This window comes from Streptomyces sp. NPDC102451, assembly GCF_044765485.1.
GTDB lineage: Bacteria > Actinomycetota > Actinomycetes > Streptomycetales > Streptomycetaceae > Streptomyces.
This window is the reverse complement of sequence record NZ_JBIWKD010000008.1, coordinates 171,720-193,131: the sequence shown is the minus strand read 5'-3', so window position 1 is coordinate 193,131 and position 21,412 is coordinate 171,720. Positions and strand designations below refer to the sequence as shown.

The window sequence follows — 21,412 nt, the reverse complement described above, 5'->3', positions numbered from 1 at the left end:
GCCTGACCGGGTACTGCCGAGGTCATCTGCATCACCTTTTCACCCGAATGCTCCGGGTCAAGTACCGCCTCGCCGCGCGTCCCCATTGCGAGTGGGTCCCGGCGTCAACCGCCATCTGTCGCCCTCGCGTTCGACGAACCCCAGTGAGTGGAGTTCGTACAAGCGCCCGAGAGCTTCGTCCGTCGAAGCTCCGGCGCTCCGGGCCACGTCGCGCCCGTCCATGGCGCCCTTCCCCGGCAGCGCCTCCAGCACCCGTGCGGTGGCGGCGTCGAGGAGGTCCCTGGGCAGCACGGGGCCGCTTCTGGCCGGGGCGACATCACCGATCTCCCCCACGAGTTCGACGATCTCGGCGGCGTCGGTGACCAGGACGCCCTCACCGCGCAGGAGTTCATGGACCCCTGCCGAGAGACCACTGGTGGCGGGGCCCGGGACCCCCATCGTGAAGCGGCCCAGCCGTTGCGCGTTCCGCGCGGTGACCAGGGAGCCGCTGCGGTACTCGGCCTCCACCACCACGGTGCCTCTCGTGAGTGCCGCGATCACCCTGTTCCGCAGGATGAACCTGCTGCGCGTCGGGTGGTCCGAGGGCGGCAGCTCGCCCAGGACCATGCCCTGTTCCACGATGCGTCCGATCAGCTCGGCGTGTCCCCGGGGGTAGGCCACGTCCACCCCGCAGGCCAGCACCGCCACGGTCGCCCCGCCCGCGGCCAGCGCCCCGCGATGGGCGGCGCCGTCCACCCCGAACGCCGCGCCGGAGACCACGACCCAGCCCCGCTCGGCCAGCCCCGCGGCGAGCGTCGCCGCCATGTGCGCCCCGTAGGGCGTGCAGGCCCTGGCGCCGACCAGAGCGACCGAGCGCAGCGCCCAGAGCCGCAGGTCGGGGCGGCCGCGCACCCAGAGCCCGATCGGCCGTGCGTCACCCAGGTCGTCGAGCTGGCTCGGCCACTCCCGGTCCCCCGGACAGACGAACCGCCCCCCTGCCGCGGCGATGTCCGCCAGATCCTTCCCAGGGGCTGCGCTCGCCGCCCGCAGGCGGTACCCGGCGAGCCGGGCCGCCGTCATCCCCTTGAGCACCTGAGCCGGGCCGTCCGCGCCGGTGAGGCGGCGCATGAGCTCGACGGGCCCGACCTCACGGATCCAGCGCCCGGCGCGCTCGTCCCCGGGCTCGAACACCCGGGTCAGGGCGGCACGCGCCAGCCGCTCCCGCTCGCCGTGGGCCGGCGGCGCGTTCACCGGGCGCCCGCCTGCATCGGGACGCCCCGCTGGATGCCCGTGCGCAGCTCCAGCGCCACCGCGATGTCCGAGGCGTCCGGGCGGCCGGCGGCCCTCAGGTCCGCCACGGTCCACGCCACGCGCAGGACCCGGTCGAGGCCACGGGCCGTGAGGACGCCCCGCTCCATGTCCCGCTCGGCCGCCATCAGGGCACCGGGAGCCGCGACCAGCCGGGTCCGCAGCTCATGCCCGGGCACTTCGCTGTTGGTGGTCCACGGGGTGCCCGCGAGCCGCTCCGCGGCGCGCTCCCTGGCCTCCCGCACCCGGTCGGCCACCACGGCCGAGGACTCCCCGCGGCAGCCGCTGCCCATCAGGTCCGCCCTGCCGACCGGCTCGACCTCGACGCGCAGATCCACCCGGTCGAGCAACGGCCCCGACAGCCGCGCCTGATAGCGGCGGACCGCCGAGGGCGGGCATTCGCAGCCGGCACCGGCCAGGGTGTGCCTGCCGCACGGGCAGGGGTTCGCGGCCAGGACCATCAGGAAGCGTGCGGGCAGCCGGACGACCCCGGCCGCGCGTGCGACCACCACGTGTCCGGACTCCAGGGGCTGACGCAGCGCGTCGAGGGCCCGCCCGGAGAACTCGGGGGCCTCGTCGAGGAAGAGGACGCCCCGGTGCGCCAGGGACACCGCTCCAGGCCTCGGCAGGCCGTTCCCCCCGCCCACGAGTGACTGCATCGTCGCCGAGTGGTGCGGTGCGCAGTAAGGCGCTCTGCTGATCAGGGGTTCGCCCGGCGGGAGGATGCCCGCGACCGAGTGAACGGCCGTCACTTCGAGGGATTCCTGCTGGGAGAGCGGTGGCAGGATCGCCGTGAGCCGCTCGGCCAGCATCGTCTTCCCCGCCCCGGGCGGCCCGGACAGCAGCAGATGGTGTCCCCCCGCCGCGGCCACCTCCAGGGCCTTGCGCGCCCGTCCCTGTCCCGCGACATCGGCCAGGTCGGGCCGGTGCGCCGTGCCGTCGGCGGCCAGCGGGGCCAGTCCCGTGCCGAGGCCCGCCCCGGGCACCATGAGCCCGGCGAGCATCGTGTCCGGGCGGCCCCGGTCGACGGGCGGCTCCTCGGGAACGGGTTCGTCGCCGAGGACGGCGATCAGCTGGCGCAGGCTCCGTACGCCGAGGACGGAGACGCCCGGCACGAGGGCCGCCTCCCCCGCGGTCTGCTCCGGTACGACGACCTGCCGGTACCCCGCCTCCGCCGCCGCGAGCACCGCGGGCAGCACCCCGCGCACCGGGCGCACCCTGCCGTCGAGGCCCAGCTCCCCGATCATCACCACGTCGGCGATCGCTGCCGGGTCGATCCGCTCGGCCGCGCCGAGCACCGCGCACGCCACGGCGAGGTCGAAACCGGAACCGCCCTTGGGCACGGAAGCGGGAGACAGCCCCACCGTGAGTTTCTTCTGCGGCCACTCCGCCCCGGAGTTGACGACCGCGGCCCTGACCCTGTCCCGGCTCTCCACCAGGCTCTTGTCCGGCAGACCGACGAGCGTGAAAGCCGCCACGCCCGGCTCCAGATCGGCCTGGACCTCCACCACCACACCCTCGACGCCGACCAGCGCCACCGAGCACGCCCGCGCGAACCCCATCAGGTCACGCCCCGCACGTGCTCGGCGACCGGGGCGCCGCGCCTCGGCACGATCACGCCGATCAGGTCGATCCGGACCCCGCCGGGCGGCGGGCCGCCGTGCCGGTCGAGCCAGATCTCGGCGAGCCTGCGCAGCCGGTCGGCCTTGACCGGTGTGACGGCCTCCATGGGATGTTCGAAGGAGCCCGCCCTGCGGGTCTTCACCTCGCAGACGACCACCGCGTCGCCGTCCCTGGCGACGATGTCGATCTCTCCTGCGCGGCACCGCCAGTTGCGCTCCAGCACAGCCATGCCGGCATCGACCAGCAGCCGTGCCGCCAGATCCTCGCCGTACCGCCCGAGTGCCCCCCGTGCGTTCATATCGGCACCACCTCCGGCACCGACTGTGACGCGCTCCGCCCGATCTATTGGATCTTGGTGGACAACCGGACCGATGTGGATATCCCGGCCACTCGGACGAGTGAACCGGGATACCGGGGATCACGCTCGGGATCAGCCGCCCGGAAGTTCGAGATCGCTCTTGTTGAGCTCCTCGATGTTCACGTCCTTGAACGTCAGCACCCGGACCTGCTTGACGAACCGGGCAGGCCTGTACATGTCCCAGACCCACGCGTCCGCCATGGAAACCTCGAAGAAAACCTCGCCCTGGACCGAGTGCACCTGCATCTCGTAGTCGTTGGTGAGGTAGAAGCGCCGTTCGGTCTCGATCACATATTTGAACAGACCGACGACATCGCGGTACTCCCGGTAGAGCTTCAGCTCCATCTCGGTCTCGTACTTCTCGAGGTCCTCGGCGCTCATGGCATGTTCCCCTTCAGCCGTGCGTCCCCCTATTGTGCGTCAGCCCCACGCACCCCTGGCCGATTAGACGATTTCGGGGGCGAGAACCAGCGGGACACTCGGGGGACCCTCGTCGAGCAGCGTGCGCAGCAGCCCGGCGAGCCTGGTCGGATACACCGTCTCACGCGTGGCCAGAAGTTCGGCGGAAGTCCACCACCTCAGACCGGCGACACTGCGCAGCTCCAGCTCGGTGAGGCCCTTCTGGTCGGTCGCGGTCTGCGGCGTACGGGCCAGGAAGTACCACTCGTCCTGGTCCCAGCGCCGCCCGTCGAACGGGAAGGAGCAGATCCTCGTCCACAGCAGCGGACCGAGAGAGACATCCGTGATCCCGGTCTCCTCGGCGAGCTCACGCAGGGCGGCCTCCTCGCGGGTCTCGTCGCCCTCCAGCCCGCCGCCCGGGGTGAACCACCAGCTCTCGGCCGGATTCGCCGGCTCGAAGCCGTGCAGCAGCAGGATCCGGTCGTCCGGGTCCAGAAGCACCACGCGCGCGACCTTGCGTGTCTCAGTGAGCACCGGCGGACGCCTTCGGCCTCTTGCTCCCCCGTGCGGAGCGCGCCACCAGCGGGCCGTAGGCCGCCCCGCCCAGGATGAGCACCACACCCGCCACGAGGGCGCCGAGCTGCAGCGCCAGCGGCCCCTCGGACGACACTCCGCCGGGCAGGGACGCGAAGGCGGCGGGCCGGCCGATCATGCCGTTCATGGGCCACGCGATGGCGTCCACCCGCGCCTGGACGGCGCTGCGCGGCACCGAACCCTGCCCCGGGTCCTCCAGATGGACCCGGGAGTCCATCGAGGTGCTGCGCTCGTCCCCGAGGAGGAAGAGCTGGCCGTCGGGCACATCGGCCGTGAAGTTCTGGGGCGAGGCCGGAGCCTTGCCGTCCGCCGGCACGAGCGACGAGGCACCGGCGGCCCGCAGATACGGTTCCTCGACGGGCTTGCCGTTGACGGTGAGCCGGCCTTCCTTGTCGCAGCAGGCGACCTTGTCGCCGCCCACGCCGACGACCCGCTTCACCATGGGCACGTCGCCCCAGCTCGAATCGGTGAAGACGACCACGTCACCGCGCCGCACGTCGTCACCGTCTATCCGCTCCGCGAGCACCCGGTCGCCGACGTTCACCGTCGGCGTCATCGAGTCGGTCGGCACGGTGTACGGCGCGTACACCACGGCTCCCCAGGCGAACCCGCCGAGGAAGAGCACACAGCCGACGGCCACGGCCAGGTTCGACAACGTGTTGCCGAGCCGGCCGCGGCCGTCGTGACGTCCTGATCCACTCATCCCAGCGCTCCCCCATCGGAGATCGACATTCGCTGATCCGAGTCGGCACCCTACCCGGCGGTATGCCCGCGGGTCAGCCTGCGGCGACGCCAGAACACGAGGGGCAGCGCTCCGGCTACACCCAGTGCACCGGGCACGGCCGCGGCGGCAGCCGCGTTCAGCCCGGGCTGGTCGAACGTCTTGGGCACCGGCAGGGTCGCCCAGCGGTTGACGGGCCAGGCCACGACGACGGCCCGTCCGACCACCTCGTCCGTGGACACCGTGCCCTGACCGGGGAGCTCCTGGTGGTAGCGGGAGTCCAGCGAATTCTGCCGGTGGTCGCCCATCACCCAGATCCGGCCCTCGGGCACATGGATCGGCCCGAACGGCTCGTCGTCGCAGGCGCTGTTGCCCTCGAAGATGAACGACTTGTCGTCCAGCGCCTTGCCGTTGACCGTCACCGGCCCGTTCTTCTTGCACTCGACGGTGTCGCCGCCGATGGCGATGACCCGCTTGATCAGGTCCTTCTCCTCGGCGGACGGCATCAGCCCGATGAAGCTCAGGAACTTCTGCACCGCGTTGGGCTCGGGCGTCGCGGTGTCCTCCAGCCAGCCGCCCGGGTCGTGGAAGACCACGACCTCTCCGCGCTCCGGCTCCGAGCCGAACCACGGCGTCAGCTTGTCGACCAGCACCCGGTCACCCCGCTGCAGGGTGTTCTGCATGGAGTCCGAGGGGATGGAGAACGCCTGCACCAGGAACGTCTTGATCAGCAGCGCGAGAATGAGCGCGATGCCGATGAGGAGCGGCAGCTCCTTCCAGAACGAGCGCGGCTTCTTCACCGCCGTACTGCCACCGCCCGGGGACTCGCCGTCACTCTCCGCCTCCACCGGGACCCCGTTGCTCGAAGGCCGGTCCTCGGGTTCGTCGTGTCCGGATCGTGCGCCGACCGCCAAATCCCCCACATCCACTCCTCACTCCGTGCCACCGCCCGCGCCCGATTCGGCGCAGGCCCACCACTCCCATAACGAGCGGGAGTTCCGCAGGGGTCGGGAGCAGGACCATTCCGTTGCGATCCTGGGAGGACACACTATTCGACGGAGCCTCCCCGGCCGTCGCTCCGGCGCTCCCTCCGGGCACGGAGGCGTACGTTCCGGGCTCCTCCAGCCTGCGCCAATGTCCGAACGGCCAGGCGATCACCACGGCCCGGCCCACGACCTCGTCCTCGGACACCGTGCCCTGGCCCGGCTTGTCGAGGTGGAATCGCGAGTCCGCAGAATTCGAACGGTGGTCGCCCATCACGAAGATGCGGCCCTGAGGAACCTTTACCTCGAATTTGAGAGTGGACGGCACATCGCCGGGATTCAGATACGGCTCGTCGAGCGCCACGCCGTTGACCGTGATCCTGCCGTCGGTGCCGCAGCACTTCACGGTGTCGCCGCCGACGGCCACCACGCGCTTGATCAGGTCCTGCTCGTCCTCGGAGGGCAGCAGTCCGATGAAGGTGAGCAGTTCCTTGATCTGTTTGACCCCGGCCGACGGTTCCTCGGTGGAGGTGGTCTCCTGCTGCAGCCAGCCGCCCGGGTCCTTGAAGACGACGACGTCGCCGCGCTGCGGTTCCGACCCGAACCAGGGGGTCAGCTTGTCCACCAGCACCCGGTCACCGATCCGGATGGTCTGCTCCATCGACCCGGAGGGGATCACGAAGGCCTGGACGAGGAAGGTCTTGAGGACGAGTGCGATCAGCAGCGCCACCAGGACGAGGAGGGGTATCTCCTTGATCGCGGACCGGCGCCTGCGGCGTTTCACCCTGCGGGCCAGTTTGCGGCGCTCCGCCCGCGTGGGCAGTGAGCGGCTCGTGGTCGGCCTCGACCCGGTGGGCAGCGGTGGCCCCGTGTCCAGTGCTCCCCGCTTGCGCCCCCGGTTACCCATGGTCGGCGTCCGCCGGCCGTATGCCGGTGAAGGCGTCCGTGCCCTCCAGGGAACCGAGCCTGCCGAGCGGCCAGCCGAGCCAGTCGACCCGTCCGATCACCCGCTCGACGGGCACCATGCCGCCCCCGGGCTCGCCCAGGTGGTCACGGGAGTCCCGCGAGTTGCTGCGGTGGTCGCCCATGACCCACAGTCTGTCGTCGGGCACCACGATGTCGAAGGCGACATCCGACGGATGATCACCCGGGTGCAGATACTCCTCGTCCACCGGAGCGCCGTTCACCTCGAGCCTCCCCCGCTCGTCGCAGCAGACCACACGGTCGCCCCCCACGCCCACCACCCGCTTCACGAAGTCGGACCCGGCGGGTTCGGCCAGTCCCAGGGACGCGGCCGCCCCGTGCAGCAGCGCGCCGAGTGCGTTCCCGCCGGACGCCGTCTCCTGTACGAAGGATCCGGTGCCGTCGAAGACCACCACGTCGCCGCGTCGGGGCTCCGAGCCGAAACCGTACGCCAGTTTGTTGACGAGGACCCGGTCCCCGACCCGCAGGGTGGGCTGCATCGAGCCACTGGGGATGAGGAAGGGCTGCAGTACGAACGCGCTGAAGAGCAGCAGAGCGACCGTGCAGAGCATGCCCAGGAAGACTGTCCGCCCCCAGGAGATCGACGCGGCAGGCCGGTTCCGGACATGCGTGAAGCGCGACCCCTCCTCCGTCCCGTCTGCGGGGCCGGAGGAGCGATCGCGCTCCATGTGCTGTGCTTCCGTGTCCATCGGGGCCGAATTCTATCCGGCCGCGCTGTGGACGCCGGAGGTGAATCAGCGGTCGCGCTTCTCCTTGATCTTCGCGGCCTTGCCGCGGAGCTCACGGAGGAAGTAGAGCTTGGCGCGACGGACGTCACCGCGGGTGACGAGCTCGATCTTCTCGAAGATCGGGCTGTGCACCGGGAAGGTGCGCTCGACGCCGACGCTGAAGGAGACCTTGCGGACCGTGAAGGTCTCGCTGATGCCCGAGCCCTGGCGACGGATGACGATGCCCTTGAACTGCTGGATACGGGAGCGGTTGCCCTCGATCACGCGCACGTGGACGTTGACGGTGTCGCCGGGGCGGAACGCCGGGAGGTCGGTACGGAGCGAGGCGGCGTTGACGCCATCGAGCAGGGAAGTCATGTGGTCTGCTTTCTTCGCCGATGCCACAGGTCATCGACGGGAGAGAGTGAAGTTCGGATGCTGATCACATCGGGCGGGCGTCTTTCCCCCTGTGGCAGGGGCGCACGCCGGACGTACAGCGAGCCTATTCTTCCACGGCCTCGGGCCTGCGCCAAAATCGCCCGTCGGGGGCCGGGGACCAGCCGAGGATGGAGAGCATCTCGCGGTCCTTCTTGTCGAAGCCCGACGCCTCGCACCGCTCGATGAGATCGGGCCTGTGCAGAGCGGTGCGGCGGAAGGCCTCGTCCCGTCGCCAGCGTGCGATCCGGCCGTGATGGCCGCTGAGCAGCACCTCGGGGATGCCGTGCCCCCGCCACTCGGGGGGCTTCGTGTAGACCGGGCCCTCGAGCAGGTCGGCCATCGCCCCCGGCGCGAAGGAGTCGTCGCGGTGCGACTCGGCGTTGCCGAGCACCCCGGGCAGCAGCCGGGCCACGGCCTCGGTGATCACCAGGACGGCGGCTTCTCCGCCCGCGAGGACGTAGTCCCCGATGGACACCTCGATGACCGGCATCCGGGTCGCGTACTCGTCCATCACCCTGCGGTCGATGCCCTCGTAGCGGGCGGGAGTGAAGACCAGCCACGGCCGTTCCGAGAGCTCGACGGCCAGCTCCTGGGTGAAGGGCCTGCCGCTGGGCGTGGGCACCACGAGCACCGGGGAGTGTGCCCCGGCCTCGTACCCGCCGGCCAGCGCGTCGTCCAGGGCCTCGCCCCAGGGCTCGGTCTTCATGACCATGCCGGGGCCGCCGCCGTACGGGGTGTCGTCCACCGTGTTGTGCCGGTCGTACGTCCAGTCCCGAAGGTCGTGGACGTGTACGTCGAGACGGCCGCGGGCGCGTGCCTTGCCGACCAGCGAGACGTTCAGAGGTTCCAGGTACTCGGGGAAGATCGTGACGACGTCGAGCCGCATCACGCGTCGCCCTTCTGCGCATCACCCGCGGCGTCGCCCTCGGAGCCGTCCTCGCCGGAGCCGTCCTCGTCGCGCGTGGAGGCGACCACGGCCTCGCTCTCGTCGATGAGGCCCGGCGGCGGAGTGATGACGGCCCGCTGCTCCTCCAGGTCGATCTCGCTGACGATCTCCTCGACGAACGGGATCATCACCTCGCTGCCGTCCGGCCGTTCCACGATGAACAGGTCCTGCGACGGCAGGTGCGTGATCTCGGTGATCCGGCCGATCTCGGTGCCGTCGGCGAGGACGACGTCGAGGTCCATCAGCTGGTGGTCGTAGAACTCCTCGGGATCCTCGGGCAGTTCCTCCGGGTCGACCTCGGCGATCAGCAGGATGTTGCGCAGCGCCTCGGCGCCCGTACGGTCGCGCACGCCCTCGAACCGCAGCAGCAGCCTGCCGCTGTGCACCCGGCCGGTCTCGATCGTCAGCGGCCCGGCCTGGGCCGGCTCCGTGGCCAGCACGGCCCCGGGCCCGAGCCGGAGCTCGGGCTCGTCGGTGCGCACCTCGACGGTGACCTCGCCCTTGATGCCATGGGCGCGACCGATCCGCGCAACTACCAACTGCACGCTGTTTCTCCCGGTGATGGTGTACGTACGGACGACAAAGGCCGGGGACGGCTCGAAAGCCCTCCCCGGCCCCGGCCGGTGTTCAACTCTTTCAGCGAACGTGGTCCACATCGACGAGGTCGACACGGATCCCACGGCCGCCGATGGCACCCACGACGGTACGCAGGGCGCGCGCGGTGCGGCCGTTGCGGCCGATCACCTTGCCGAGGTCGTCGGGGTGAACCCGGACCTCCAGCACGCGTCCACGGCGCAGGTCACGCGAGGCGACCTGCACATCGTCGGGGTTGTCGACGATGCCCTTCACGAGGTGCTCAAGAGCCTCCTCGAGCATGCTCAGGCCTCGGTCGACTCGGTGGACGCGGCAGCGTCAGCCGCCTCGTCCGCCTTCTTGTCCGACTTCTTGGCCTTCTGGGTGATGGCCTCACCCTTGGCCTCGTCGCCGTCCGTGGCCAGGGCCTCGAACAGGGCGCGCTTGTCAGCCTTGGGCTCCGGCTGCAGCAGCGGCGCGGGGGCCGGAAGGCCCTTGTGGGCCTGCCAGTCACCGGTGAGCTTCAGGATCGCGAGGACCGGCTCGGTCGGCTGGGCGCCGACGGACAGCCAGTACTGCGCGCGCTCCGAGTTGACCTCGATGCGGGAGGGGTTCTGTACCGGGTGGTACAGGCCGATCTCCTCGATGGCCCGGCCGTCACGGCGGGTACGGGAGTCGGCGACGACGATGCGGTAGTGAGGCGAACGGATCTTGCCCAGACGCTTCAGCTTGATCTTGACTGCCACGGAAGTGGTGTCTCCTGGTCTCTGACGTGGTTGGGCACAAAAGATGCCACGTGGGGTTGCGGTACTCGGGTGCCCGATGGACGCGTCAGCCGGAGGAGAGAGGGGTCCTATGCGACTGTCGAGTACAGCTGACCATTGTGCCACACCACATCGGGTCACCCCACCGCGACCGCCGCTTCCGGGATCCGGAAGGGCTTGCCGCAGCCGCCGCAGACGATCGGCGCCTGCGCGAGGACCGAGGGGACGACACGGACGTTGCGCCCGCAGTCGCAGACGGCCTTGACCCGCACCCCTCCCCCGGAGGAGCCGTGCCGGGCCGCGGGACCGCGGAACGAGCGCTTGGTGTCCGCCGCGGTGGCCACGGTGTGCGCCTTGAGCGCCCGCTGCAGCCTCTCCGTGGTCGGGCGGTATCTGCGTTTGGCCTCGGGATTCAGCGTCACCAGCGAGAATCCGCTGCTGGGGTGGGGTTCCTCGGCATGATCGAGGCCCAGCTCCTCGGCGATCGCGAGGAAGCGTCGGTTGTGGTAGCGGCCGGCGCGGGAGGTGTCGCGGACACCTCTCGCCGCGGCGATGCCGTGGACTGCTTCATGGAGCAGCCGTTCGAAGGAGAGCTCGGCGCCACAGGCGGACGAGGACTCTCCGATCAGGGACTCTGGCGCGGCAAGATCGGGCAGCTCGGGGTGGTACCGCTGAATGTCGGCCCACGCCTGTGCCAGCTCTGCGGCAAGTACAGGTGGTGTCGTGCTCACGTCGTGACAACGAGCCTGAGTGCTCCGGTGTTCCTATTCCGGGGCATCCCAAATAATTTGCACGTACCAGTCAGTTGCCCTTGATGCGTCCGGACGAGGGCGGGTGCGCAGATCAGCGGAGAATTCTCACAGCTCGCACCAAGGTGGTACGTAGCAACGCGTACGCACCGGCGTGGACGGGCGCCCCGCGGGTGACAGTACCCGGCACGGAGCGACCGCCGCACACCGGTCGCGGACCGCGGGCCGGGACGCTCGACGTGCTGCGCCCCGCGTGTCGGGTAAGACTGTGAGGAAGCGAGCAGCAGGCGTGCTGTTCCCGGCGCCCGCACCGCGCACGCGGCGCCGGGGGCGCACGACCGGAGCACGCAAGCAATGCCATCCCACCCCGTCCGACCTCTGGACGGGACCGCCGATGCGGAGTTCTCTGACATACGGGGGCTGTGGGCGCACATACACAGCACATAGACATGGGGGACCTCACTCGGGCACGACCGACCTCACGGCGGATTGGGGCGCATTCCATGACACCTACGCTCGTCCGGCACCACAGGTACGCGGATTCGTCCGCCCCGGTGGACGCCGGTACCCGCGCCCGTGACTGGGCCGAGATCCAGGAGCGCATGCTGGTACCGCTCTACGAGGCGGTGTACGAGCGCCTCGAAGTCGGAGGCCGTACGCGGATGCTCTCCCTCGGCTGCGGTTCCGGGCTCGCGCTGCTGATCGCGGCCTCGCGCGGGGCACGCGTCACCGGCGTCGACACCGACCGCGAACGGCTCGCCCTGGCCCGTGAGCGCCTCGCCGCCGATGCGGGCCAGGACGCGGGCCACGGCCGTACGGATCCGCGCGCGAGGCTCGTCGACAGCATTCCGGCGGCCGCCCCGGACGGTGAGGCTCCGTACAACCTGCTGACCGCGTTCCAGCCGATCGGATGCGCGGCCGGGGACTCCGAGGGGCTCGCGCCCGCGCTGGCGTCCGCCGTGCCGCTGGCGGTGCGGGGGGCCACGGTGGTGCTGGCCGGCTGGGGGCCGCCCGAGCGGTGTGCCACGGCCCCGGTCCTGCGGGTGGCGGCCCGGCTCACGGAGTCGGCGCGCACCTCGCGCGCCGGGAGCGGCTGGCGGCCGGCGCTGCGGGACGACCTGGAGGAGGTCGCGGCGCGGGCCGGGCTCAAGCCGGACGGCTCGGGCCGGGTGTCCTGCCCGTTCGGTTACGCGGATGTGGACAGCGCGGTGCGCGGCCTGCTGTCGACCGGGCTGTTCGATGCGGCGATACGGGCGACGGACCGTACCCAGGTGGAGAAGGAGGTCGCGGAGGCACTGCATCCGCATCTGCGGCCCGACGGCACGGTGTGGATGCCGAACGTCTTCCGCTACCTGGTGTGCGTGTCGTAACGGCCTCCACGCGACAGCGAAGGGGCGCCCCGCCGGGCGGGGCGCCCCTTCGTCCGTAGTCCCTGGCCGGTCAGCCCATGAACTTCTTGAACTCGTCCGGCAGCTCGAAGTTCTTGTCCTCCTGGGCCGGCAGGTTGAACGCGCCGCCCTGCGCCGCCTGCTCGCGACGGGCAGCCGCGGCCTCCTCCTCGGCCTTGCGCTTCATCGGGTTGCCGCTCTTGCGCTTGCCCTTGGCCTGCTTGACCTGCTTCTTCTGACGGCCGGGGCCGCCGCCCATGCCGGGCATGCCCGGCATCCCGGGCATGCCGCCGCCCTGGGCCATCTTCGACATCATCTTGCGGGCCTCGAAGAACCGCTCGACGAGGCCCTTGACGGCGGAGACCTCGGAGCCGGAGCCCTTGGCGATACGGGCCCGCCGCGAGCCGTTGATGATCGTCGGCTCGGCGCGTTCCTTCGGGGTCATCGACTTGATGATCGCGGCCATGCGGTCGACGTCGCGCTCGTCGATGTTGTTGATCTGTTCCTTGATCTGCCCCATGCCGGGCAGCATTCCGAGCAGCTTGGAGATGGAGCCCATCTTCCTGACCTGCTCCATCTGCGCCAGGAAGTCGTCGAGCGTGAAGTCCTTGCCCTTGCTCGACGCCAGCTTGGAGGCCATTTTGGCGGCCTCTTCCTGGCTGAAGGTCTTCTCCGCCTGCTCGATCAGGGTGAGCAGGTCACCCATGTCGAGGATGCGGGACGCCATGCGGTCGGGGTGGAAGGCGTCGAACTCGTCGAGCTTCTCACCGTTCGACGCGAACATGATCTGCTTGCCCGTGACGTGGGCGATCGACAGGGCGGCACCACCGCGGGCGTCACCGTCGAGCTTGGAGAGCACCACGCCGTCGAAGCCGACGCCGTCGCGGAAGGCCTCGGCGGTGTTGACCGCGTCCTGGCCGATCATGGCGTCGACGACGAACAGGATCTCGTCGGGGCTGACGGCGTCGCGGATGTCCGCGGCCTGCCGCATCAGCTCCTCGTCGATGCCGAGGCGGCCGGCGGTGTCGACGATCACGATGTCGTGGACCTTGGCCTTGGCGAACTCGATGGAGTCCTGGGCGACCTTGACCGGGTCGCCGACGCCGTTGCCCGGCTCCGGTGCGTACACCGCGACACCCGCGCGCTCGGCGACGACGCTCAGCTGGTTGACGGCGTTGGGGCGCTGGAGGTCACAGGCGACGAGCAGCGGGGAGTGGCCCTGGCCCTTGAGCCAGAGGCCGAGCTTTCCGGCGAGGGTGGTCTTACCGGCACCCTGCAGACCCGCGAGCATGATCACGGTGGGCGGGTTCTTGGCGAACCTGAGCCGCCGGGTCTCGCCGCCGAGGATGCCGACGAGCTCCTCGTTGACGATCTTGACGACCTGCTGGGCCGGGTTCAGCGCCTGGGAGACCTCGGCGCCCCGCGCCCGCTCCTTGATGTTGGCGATGAACGCGCGGACGACGGGGAGGGCGACATCGGCCTCGAGCAGGGCGATACGGATCTCGCGAGCCGTGGCGTCGATGTCCGCCTCGGACAAGCGGCCCTTGCCCCTGAGGTTTTTGAAAGTCGCGCTAAGGCGGTCGGAGAGAGTATCGAACACGGCGCTCGTCGGTCCTCAGGGTCGGGGGCGTGGCAGGTCAGTCGCTCTCCAGGGTATCCGGACCCCGGAGAACGCAAAGCCCTCGCCCGTTTCTCGTGACGAACAGCCCGGCGGACCGCCCGGCGAAAGGCCCTTCCGGCGGGCCGGCGAACGGCCCCGGGACGGCCCTGCGGGCGGCCCGGGGCCAGGGCTCGGCTCAGGCCCCGGGGCCAGGACTCAGCCCAGCTCCTTCTCGACCTGCCCGGCCACCTCGGCGGCCCGCTCGGGAGCCAGCGGTTCACCGTCGAGGTCCGTCACGTAGAAGGCGTCCACCGCGTTCGCCCCGAGCGTGGAGACATGGGCGCTGCGCACGCGTACCGCGCTCTGCTCCAGCGCCCGGCCGATCCGGTGCAGCAGTCCGGGGGCGTCCTGGGCGCGGACCTCGATCACGGTGGCCAGGCGGGACCCCGCCGCCGCGACGGTCACCCTGGGGGGCGGGGCCTTCACTCCGCGCCGCCGTGGATAGGCCGCCTCGCGTTCGGCGAGCCTGGCCCGGATGTCCAGGGAACCGTCCAGGGCGCGTACGAGATCGGCGCGCAGCCGGGCGGCCTGCGGGAGCGAGCCGTACTCGGCCGCGACCCGCCAGCTGAGCACCAGCAGCCCGGCCGCTTCGCCCAGCTCCGTGGGGAGCTCGACGGCACGCAGGTCGGCGGCGCGCACGGTGAGGCGGTGCAGGGCGAGCACCCCGGCCGCGGCGGGCAGGACGCCCGGGCGGTCGGGCAGCGCGATGAGGAGTTCGACGCCCACCGGTTCGGGCGCCCCGTCCTCGGCGGCCGGTTCGGGCCGGGTGTGCAGGGACAGTACGGGTTCGCCGGTGCGCAGTGCCTCGACGGCGAGGCGTTCCTGCTCGGCGCTGGGCGCGAGCGGCTCCGGCGCCGGGGGTTCCTCACCGGCCAGGAGCGCGGCGACCCGTTTGACCAGGTCGGCGACGAGGGAGGCCCGCCAGGAGCTCCAGGCGGCGGGGCCGGTGGCCAGCGCGTCGGCCTCGGTGAGGGCGTGCAGGAGTTCCAGGGTGGAGGCGCTGCCCACGGCCGTGGCGACGGAGCGGACCGTCGCGGGGTCGTCCAGGTCGCGCCGGGTGGCGGTCTCGATGAGCAGCAGGTGGTGGCGTACGAGCGTGGCGACCACGCCCACGTCCTGCTGGTCGAAGCCGATGCGGGCGGCCATGTCCCGGGCGATGACCTCGCCGGCGACGGAGTGGTCCCCGGGCCAGCCCTTGCCGATGTCGTGGAGCAGGGCGGCGATCAGGAGGAGGTCGGGGCGGCCTACGCGGCGGGTCAGGTGGGAGGCGCGCACGGCCGTCTCCACGAGGTGCCGGTCGACGGTCCAGGTGTGGACGGGGTTGCGCTGCGGCCGGCAGTGGACCCGCTCCCAGTCCGGCAGCAGGCGGGTGACGATGCCCTCCGATTCGAGGGCCTCCCACACACCGACGGTGGATTCGCCGGCGCCGAGCAGGGTGACGAGTTCCTCGCGGGCCTGGGCGGGCCACGGCACGGGCAGCGGCTGGGCCGCGGTGCCCAGGTGGCGGACGAGGTGCCGGGAGAGCGGCAGCCCGGCCTCGGCCGCCGCCGCGGCGGCCCTGAGAGTGAGCACGGGGTCGCGTTCGGGGCGGGCGGTGCGCGCGAGGACCACTTCGCCGTCGGCCTCGACGACGCCCTCGGCGAGCGGGGTGCGTTCCGGGGCGGTCTTGGCGCCGCCGAGGATCGTCCGCAGCCGTGGCCGGGCGGAGCGGGCGCGCAGGACGCGGTTGACCTCGCGCCAGGTGACGTCGGTGGCGTACGAGACGGTCCGTGCGGCCTCGTACACCTGGCGCAGCAGGGCGTCGGCGTCGAGGAGGCCGAGGGCCCCGGCGACCTGGTCCTGCTCCTGCAGGGCGAGGCGGTCGGTGGCCCGGCCGGTGGTCAGGTGGAGGGCGTCGCGCGCGTCGAGGAGCGTACGGCGGGCCTCCGCGAGGCCTTCGCGGGGCGCGTCCGCGACCCAGGACGCGGCGACGGCACGCAGGGCGGTGGCGTCGCGGAGACCGCCGCGGGCCTCCTTCAGGTCGGGTTCCAGGAGGAACTGGAGCTCGCCCATGCGTTCGGCCCGCTCGCGGCAGAGTTCGTCGAGGGCGGGGAGGCGTTTGGGGGCCTGGTTGCGCCAGTCGGCCAGGACCGCGGTCCGCAGCCCGGCGACGAGGCCGAGGTCTCCGGCCACGGGGCGCGCGTCGAGCAGTCCGAGCTGGACCTTGAGGTCCTCGCCCGCGGTCTTGCGTGCCTCGCCGGGGGTGCGTACGGAGTGGTCGAGGGCGAGGCCGAGGTCCCAGACGGGGTACCAGATCCCGTCCGCGAGAGCGGCGACGGCTCCGGCGTCGGCGGTGCCGTCGTGCAGGAGCAGCAGGTCGAGGTCGCTGCGCGGGGAGAGCTCGCCGCGGCCGTATCCGCCGACGGCGACGAGGGCGGCGCCCCGGACCCCGGCCCGCTCGGCGGCCGCGGCGAACAGCCCGGTGAGCCAGTCGTCGGTGAGCCTGGCCAGGGCGGCACGGCGCGGCGGCCCGGACCACGTCTCCTCCTGGAGGAGACGCAGCCGGGCCGCCGCGTAGCCGCTGGGTCCCGAGTCCTCTGATTCGGTGGTCACTTCGGTGCTCGTCACCCAGCTGCCTTTCCGTTCACGGGAACCGTCGGTCAGAGTGCGTCCGGGCCGCGTTCGCCGGTCCGTACGCGGATCGCGGTCTCGACCGGGACGCTCCAGACCTTGCCGTCGCCGATCTTGCCCGTCCGGGCGGCCTTGACGACCACGTCGAGGAGCTGCTCGGCGTCCTCGTCCTCGACGAGGACCTCGATACGGATCTTCGGGACGAGGTCGACGGTGTACTCGGCACCACGGTAGACCTCGGTGTGTCCGCGCTGACGCCCGTAACCGCTGGCCTCCGTGACCGTGAGGCCCTGGACGCCGAAGGCCTGGAGGGCCTCCTTGATCTCGTCCAGCCTGTGCGGCTTCACGACTGCGGTGATGAGCTTCATGCGTCCACCTTCTTGTTCGTCGGTGCCGCAGTGGTGCCTGCGGCCGGGCCCGAGGTGCGGGGCGCGGAGCCGCCGCCTGCGCCGCTGAAGTCGTACGCCGTCTCGGCGTGCTCGACCTGGTCGATGCCGGAGATCTCGTCGTCCTCCGACACACGCATCCCGATCGTCCTGTCCAGGACGAAGGCGAGGAGGGCGGAGACGACCAGGGAGTACGCGAGGACCGCGAAGACACCGACGGCCTGCTTGCCGAGCTGGTCGAGCCCGCCGCCGTAGAAGAGGCCCTTGGCGTCGGACTGCACGCCGCCGGTGGCGAAGAAGCCGACCAGGAGCGAGCCGATGACACCGCCGACGAGGTGGACGCCGACGACGTCCAGGGAGTCGTCGTAGCCGAACCTGTACTTGAGGCCGACGGCCATCGCGCACAGCACACCGGCGATCACGCCGACGGCGATGGCGCCGAGCGGGCTGACCGCACCGCCCGCGGGGGTGATCGCGACGAGGCCGGCGACGGCGCCGGACGCGGCACCCAGGGTGGTGAAGGAGCCGTGGCGGATCTTCTCGTAGGCGAGCCAGCCGAGGACCGCCGCACCGGTGGCGACCTGCGTGTTGACGAACATGACGGCGCCGACGCCGTCGTCGTTGCCGAGCCACGAACCGGCGTTGAAGCCGAACCAGCCGAACCACAGGAGCGCGGCGCCGAGCATGACGAGCGGCAGGCTGTGCGGCCGCATCGGGTCCTTCTTGAAGCCGACCCGCTTACCGATGACGAGGATCACGCCGAGGGCCGCGGCACCGGCGTTGATGTGGACGGCCGTACCGCCGGCGAAGTCGATGACACCCAGCTCGTAGAGCCAGCCGCCGGCGCCCCAGACCCAGTGCGCGACCGGGAAGTAGACGACGGTGACCCAGAGCGTGATGAACAGGGCCCAGGAGGTGAACTTGACGCGGTCGGCGAGGGCGCCGCTGATGAGGGCCGGGGTGAGCACGGCGAACATCAGTTGGAAGACCGCGAAGACGTACGTCGGGATGGTGTAGCCGTCCCAGAGTTCGGTGACTCCGATCCCGCTGAGGCCGACGAAGTCCGAGCTCCAGCCGATGACGGAGCCGACGTCGGTGCCGAAGGCGAGACTGAATCCGTAGAGCACCCACAGGATCGTGACGATCCCGAGGCTGATGAAGCTCATCATCAGCATGTTCAGGGTGCTCTTGACGCGGACCATGCCTCCGTAGAAGAAGGCCAGACCCGGGGTCATGAGCATCACCAGCGCGGAGCAGATGAGCATGAACCCTGTGTTGGCGGCAGACAGCTCGGGGGCGTCTGCGGCAAGCGTCGTGATGCCTGGGGGCATCGGCGTCTCCTCGTCGTCGGTGCGGCCACGTGCGGGGGTGCGGGACCACGGTGAAAAGGTGCGGGCCGGTTATGCGCCATGAGATTCGCGCAGCGCGGTTTCCACGAATGCCGCACGATGTTTCACCGCAGTGACGAAGGAACTCCGCGTGTTACGTACCGATGAACCGGGAGCGTCGGGCCCGGTGTGCTGCCTACCATGCTGCCTGCGCCGCATACGGTGCGGCGGGCGCGCCCGGAAACGTGAACCGGCCACGACGGCGGCCCGCTGACCTGGCGATGGGGGAGCCGAGTCGGGTGGTGCGGGGCGGCCGTCGTGGCCGGTGGTCCGTGCGCCGGTCAGACCGCTTCGGCGGTCTCCGGGAGCTGCTCGGTGAGCAGGTCGGTGAGCCGGGCGACCTCGGGAATGTCACCGAAGTCCCTGGCAGCGGTGTCGACGGTCTTGCGGAGCCTGGTGTTGACGCGCTCCGACCTGACCTTCTTGGCGATCCTCAGGGCCTGGATGGCCGGAACGGTCGACTCCTCCGGCTCGCGCTTGAGCAGATGCACGGTGGCCATGCCGATCAGATTGAGCGCGTAGGACCTCTGGTGCTCGTCGTCCTCGCCGAAGAGCTCGACGGCGCGGGCCATCACGGGCTCGGCGAGCGAGGCGTACGTGGGGCTGCGGCCGGCGACATAGGCGAGGTCACGGTAGGAATGTGAGTTCTCGCCGTGCAGTTCGGCCTCGGAGAAGAAGCGGATCCAGTCGGGCTCGGGCTCGTCGTCGAAGGCGGCGTCGGCGAAGGTGTCCTCGGCCATCCGGACCGCCCGCTTGCACTTGCTCGGCTGGCCCATGTTGGCGTAGGCGCGGGCCTCCATCGCATACAGCATGGCCTGGGTCCTGGCGGTGGCGCAGTCGCGGCTGCCGTACTGGGCGAGATGGATGAGTTCGAGTGCGTCGTCGGGCCGGCCGAGGTGGATCATCTGGCGGCTCATGCTGGAGAGGATGTACGAACCCAGCGGCTTGTCGCCGGCCTCCTTGGAGGCGTGCAGGGCGAGCACGAAGTACTTCTGGGCGGTGGGCTGGAGACCCACGTCGTAGCTCATCCAGCCCGCGAGCTCGGCCAGTTCGGCCGCGCAGCGGAACAGGCGCCTGGCGGTGGCCTGGGGCTGCGGCTCCTGCAGCAGGTCGGTGACCTCGTGGAGCTGGCCGACGACGGCCTTGCGGCGCAGCCCGCCGCCGCACTGGGCGTCCCACTGACGGAACATCGCCGTGGTGGACTCCAACAGGTCCAGCTCGGGGCCGGAGAGCCGCGAGGGGCGGCTGTCCGCGGTCGGCAGCTCGCGCTCCGGCTCCCCCGGGCGGGCGACGGGCACCAGCCAGCGCTGCATGGGCTCGATGAGGGTGGGGCCGGCGGCCAGGGCGAGGGAGCTGCCGAGGAAGCCGCGCCGGGCGAGCATGAGGTCGCTGCGCGAGAACTCGCTGAGCAGGGCGACGGTCTGCGGTCCCGCCCAGGGCAGGTCGACCCCCGCCACCGAGGGTGCCTGGTGGGCGGCGCGCAGTCCGAGGTCCTCCACGGAGACGACGGTGCCGAATCGCTCGGAGAGGAGCTCGGAGAGGATGCGCGGGATCGGCTCGCGGGGCTGTTCGCCGTCGAGCCAGCGGCGCACGCGGGAGGTGTCGGTGCTGATGTGGTGGGCACCCAGCTGGCGGGCCCGCCGGTTCACCTGGCGGGCGAGCTCGCCCTTCGACCAGCCGCTCCGGACGAACCACGATCCCAATTGCCCGTTGGGGCGCTTCCCGGCATTCGTCTCGCCTGCGCCGCTGCCACTCACTGGAACGCCCCCATCCCGCCGAAACCTGTCGCGCGAACCTCTATCAGAATGCCGTGCCCCGGTGGCGCCCGTACGGGCCTTGCGCACCATCGAACAGATCGGCGATTTGCCCGAGGCATACTCAACTGCACATGCAATTGCAGCTTCGAGTACCCACGGTAATCCTACGATCACCGCTGCGGCGAGGGCCGTTGCAGAAACGCCACCATTCGCCACCCCTTCGGATGAACCCGTTCGGCGCAGTCCGCGATTCACTTGACAGGCCGCGATCAGCAGCGAGCGGAGTGAAGCATTCAGGGGCGCGCGGTCCACTTCGTACACCCCTGCGACACCACGCCGTGCGCCGGCGGATCCGCGGCGGCGGAGGACGTCCCGTACTCCGGTCGTAACCACCGGTGAGTCGGACCCGTTGGAGGGGGCATGGGCTTCACGATCGGCGGCATCCGGGAGATGCGGTCCGGCACACGGCGCCGCGGCCGTGCGGCCGGGGCGACCGCGGTGGCCGAATACACAGGACTCTGGGGCTGGGCCGTGGCTCCGGGCGCACGCGCCTCGGCGGGCGCCTGCTCGTGCGGTGACACGGCGTGCGCCGCCCCCGGAGCGCACCCGCTGGACTTCGCCCGCGAGGTGCCGTCGGGAGCCACCCTCGGCATGGCGGCGGACGCCTGGGCCGAGGTGCCCGGCGCCTCGATGCTGCTCCCCGTGGGCCGGTCGTTCGACGTCCTCGATGTCGCCGAGGCCGCGGGGAGGCGCGCGCTGGTGCGGATGGAGCGGATGGGGCTGCCGCTCGGGCCGGTGTCGGTGACGCCGACGGGCCGTACGCAGTTCTTCGTCGCCCCGGGGGCCGCGGCGGGGCTGCCCGGGCTGCTCTACAGGATGGGCTGGGACGACGCGGACCTGGACCTGCGGGCGCTGGGCCGCGGTGCGTACGTCACCGCGCCCCCGTCGGACCTCGGGGGCCTCGGCCCGGTCCGCTGGCTGCGCCCGCCGGTGCCGGACACGGCCGCCGCTCCCCCGCAGGCCCGGCTGCTGCTGGGCACCCTCGCCTACATATGCCACCGGTGGTGAACGCTGGTGAACGCCGAAGGGCGGTGAAC

At 71.2% G+C, this 21,412-nt stretch carries 22 protein-coding genes; 2 read left to right on the top strand and 20 right to left on the bottom strand.

The annotated features are described in order from the left end of the window. Nucleotides 1–57: 57 nt before the first annotated feature. The 15 genes from dprA to ACIRD8_RS20510 all read right to left on the bottom strand — a co-directional run bounded on the left by dprA (nucleotide 58) and on the right by ACIRD8_RS20510 (nucleotide 11,108). Nucleotides 58–1,230 carry a DNA-processing protein DprA gene (gene dprA / locus ACIRD8_RS20580; protein ID WP_403993247.1) on the bottom strand — a complete coding sequence of 391 codons (1,173 nt, stop codon included), beginning with the start codon at nucleotides 1,228–1,230 and terminating at the stop codon, nucleotides 58–60. Further along, nucleotides 1,227–2,849, bottom strand: a complete 1,623-nt coding sequence (locus tag ACIRD8_RS20575; protein WP_403993244.1) for a YifB family Mg chelatase-like AAA ATPase — start codon at nucleotides 2,847–2,849, stop codon at nucleotides 1,227–1,229. Before ACIRD8_RS20575 ends, dprA begins: the two co-directional genes overlap by 4 nt. Then, nucleotides 2,849–3,208 carry a YraN family protein gene (locus ACIRD8_RS20570; protein WP_403993241.1) on the bottom strand — a complete coding sequence of 120 codons (360 nt, stop codon included), beginning with the start codon at nucleotides 3,206–3,208 and terminating at the stop codon, nucleotides 2,849–2,851. Before ACIRD8_RS20570 ends, ACIRD8_RS20575 begins: the two co-directional genes overlap by 1 nt. 132 nt (nucleotides 3,209–3,340) lie before the next feature. Then, the gene (locus ACIRD8_RS20565) at nucleotides 3,341–3,649 is read right to left on the bottom strand and encodes a DUF2469 domain-containing protein (RefSeq protein ID WP_003965949.1); all 309 of its coding nucleotides are present in this window, start codon (nucleotides 3,647–3,649) and stop codon (nucleotides 3,341–3,343) included. 63 nt (nucleotides 3,650–3,712) lie between these two features. Further along, entirely contained in the window at nucleotides 3,713–4,201 is a 489-nt protein-coding gene (locus tag ACIRD8_RS20560) for an NUDIX hydrolase (RefSeq protein ID WP_403993238.1), read from the bottom strand. Further along, nucleotides 4,191–4,964, bottom strand: a complete 774-nt coding sequence (gene lepB / locus ACIRD8_RS20555; RefSeq protein ID WP_403993235.1) for a signal peptidase I — start codon at nucleotides 4,962–4,964, stop codon at nucleotides 4,191–4,193. Before lepB (ACIRD8_RS20555) ends, ACIRD8_RS20560 begins: the two co-directional genes overlap by 11 nt. 50 nt (nucleotides 4,965–5,014) lie before the next feature. Continuing rightward, the gene (lepB, locus tag ACIRD8_RS20550; RefSeq protein WP_403993509.1) at nucleotides 5,015–5,896 is read right to left on the bottom strand and encodes a signal peptidase I; all 882 of its coding nucleotides are present in this window, start codon (nucleotides 5,894–5,896) and stop codon (nucleotides 5,015–5,017) included. Continuing rightward, the gene (gene lepB / locus ACIRD8_RS20545) at nucleotides 5,814–6,872 is read right to left on the bottom strand and encodes a signal peptidase I (RefSeq protein WP_403993232.1); all 1,059 of its coding nucleotides are present in this window, start codon (nucleotides 6,870–6,872) and stop codon (nucleotides 5,814–5,816) included. The genes lepB (ACIRD8_RS20550) and lepB (ACIRD8_RS20545) overlap by 83 nt, the downstream gene beginning before the upstream one ends. Beyond that, nucleotides 6,865–7,638: a signal peptidase I gene (lepB, locus tag ACIRD8_RS20540; protein ID WP_403993229.1), complete on the bottom strand. Its 774-nt coding sequence runs from the start codon at nucleotides 7,636–7,638 to the stop codon at nucleotides 6,865–6,867. The genes lepB (ACIRD8_RS20545) and lepB (ACIRD8_RS20540) overlap by 8 nt, the downstream gene beginning before the upstream one ends. 45 nt (nucleotides 7,639–7,683) lie before the next feature. Beyond that, nucleotides 7,684–8,034, bottom strand: a complete 351-nt coding sequence (gene rplS / locus ACIRD8_RS20535; RefSeq protein ID WP_033304056.1) for a 50S ribosomal protein L19 — start codon at nucleotides 8,032–8,034, stop codon at nucleotides 7,684–7,686. A 124-nt stretch (nucleotides 8,035–8,158) separates the two neighbouring features. After that, complete coding sequence (trmD, locus tag ACIRD8_RS20530) at nucleotides 8,159–8,980, bottom strand: tRNA (guanosine(37)-N1)-methyltransferase TrmD (RefSeq protein WP_403993507.1); 822 nt, start codon at nucleotides 8,978–8,980, stop codon at nucleotides 8,159–8,161. After that, complete coding sequence (rimM, locus tag ACIRD8_RS20525) at nucleotides 8,980–9,585, bottom strand: ribosome maturation factor RimM (RefSeq protein ID WP_403993226.1); 606 nt, start codon at nucleotides 9,583–9,585, stop codon at nucleotides 8,980–8,982. The genes trmD and rimM overlap by 1 nt, the downstream gene beginning before the upstream one ends. 91 nt (nucleotides 9,586–9,676) lie before the next feature. Continuing rightward, nucleotides 9,677–9,916, bottom strand: coding sequence for an RNA-binding protein (locus ACIRD8_RS20520; RefSeq protein WP_031100565.1), 240 nt, complete (start codon nucleotides 9,914–9,916; stop codon nucleotides 9,677–9,679). Between the two features lie 2 nt (nucleotides 9,917–9,918). Next, nucleotides 9,919–10,359 (bottom strand): 30S ribosomal protein S16, encoded by a 441-nt coding sequence (gene rpsP, locus ACIRD8_RS20515; protein WP_099177594.1) that lies wholly within the window; start codon nucleotides 10,357–10,359, stop codon nucleotides 9,919–9,921. A gap of 155 nt (nucleotides 10,360–10,514) precedes the next feature. After that, entirely contained in the window at nucleotides 10,515–11,108 is a 594-nt protein-coding gene (locus ACIRD8_RS20510; protein WP_003965961.1) for a hypothetical protein, read from the bottom strand. A gap of 521 nt (nucleotides 11,109–11,629) precedes the next feature. Between ACIRD8_RS20510 and ACIRD8_RS20505 the strand changes: the two genes are divergently transcribed. Then, on the top strand, nucleotides 11,630–12,496 hold the full coding sequence (locus ACIRD8_RS20505) for a methyltransferase domain-containing protein (RefSeq protein WP_403993223.1): 867 nt from the start codon (nucleotides 11,630–11,632) through the stop codon (nucleotides 12,494–12,496). Between the two features lie 70 nt (nucleotides 12,497–12,566). Here the strand turns inward: ACIRD8_RS20505 and ffh are convergent, their stop codons facing one another. From ffh to ACIRD8_RS20480, 5 genes are all read right to left on the bottom strand, one after another. Beyond that, nucleotides 12,567–14,114 (bottom strand): signal recognition particle protein, encoded by a 1,548-nt coding sequence (gene ffh / locus ACIRD8_RS20500; protein WP_403993220.1) that lies wholly within the window; start codon nucleotides 14,112–14,114, stop codon nucleotides 12,567–12,569. A 216-nt stretch (nucleotides 14,115–14,330) separates the two neighbouring features. Beyond that, nucleotides 14,331–16,781 (bottom strand): [protein-PII] uridylyltransferase, encoded by a 2,451-nt coding sequence (locus ACIRD8_RS20495; protein ID WP_403993217.1) that lies wholly within the window; start codon nucleotides 16,779–16,781, stop codon nucleotides 14,331–14,333. Nucleotides 16,782–16,813: 32 nt separating this feature from the next. After that, on the bottom strand, nucleotides 16,814–17,152 hold the full coding sequence (locus ACIRD8_RS20490; RefSeq protein ID WP_147971177.1) for a P-II family nitrogen regulator: 339 nt from the start codon (nucleotides 17,150–17,152) through the stop codon (nucleotides 16,814–16,816). Then, complete coding sequence (locus ACIRD8_RS20485) at nucleotides 17,149–18,501, bottom strand: ammonium transporter (RefSeq protein WP_403993215.1); 1,353 nt, start codon at nucleotides 18,499–18,501, stop codon at nucleotides 17,149–17,151. The genes ACIRD8_RS20490 and ACIRD8_RS20485 overlap by 4 nt, the downstream gene beginning before the upstream one ends. Before the next feature lie 338 nt (nucleotides 18,502–18,839). Then, nucleotides 18,840–20,315: a hypothetical protein gene (locus ACIRD8_RS20480; protein WP_403993212.1), complete on the bottom strand. Its 1,476-nt coding sequence runs from the start codon at nucleotides 20,313–20,315 to the stop codon at nucleotides 18,840–18,842. 420 nt (nucleotides 20,316–20,735) lie between these two features. On the opposite strand from ACIRD8_RS20480, the gene ACIRD8_RS20475 reads away from it, so the two are divergent. Next, nucleotides 20,736–21,383 (top strand): bifunctional DNA primase/polymerase, encoded by a 648-nt coding sequence (locus ACIRD8_RS20475; RefSeq protein ID WP_403993210.1) that lies wholly within the window; start codon nucleotides 20,736–20,738, stop codon nucleotides 21,381–21,383. The last annotated feature ends 29 nt before the right edge of the window (nucleotides 21,384–21,412 follow it).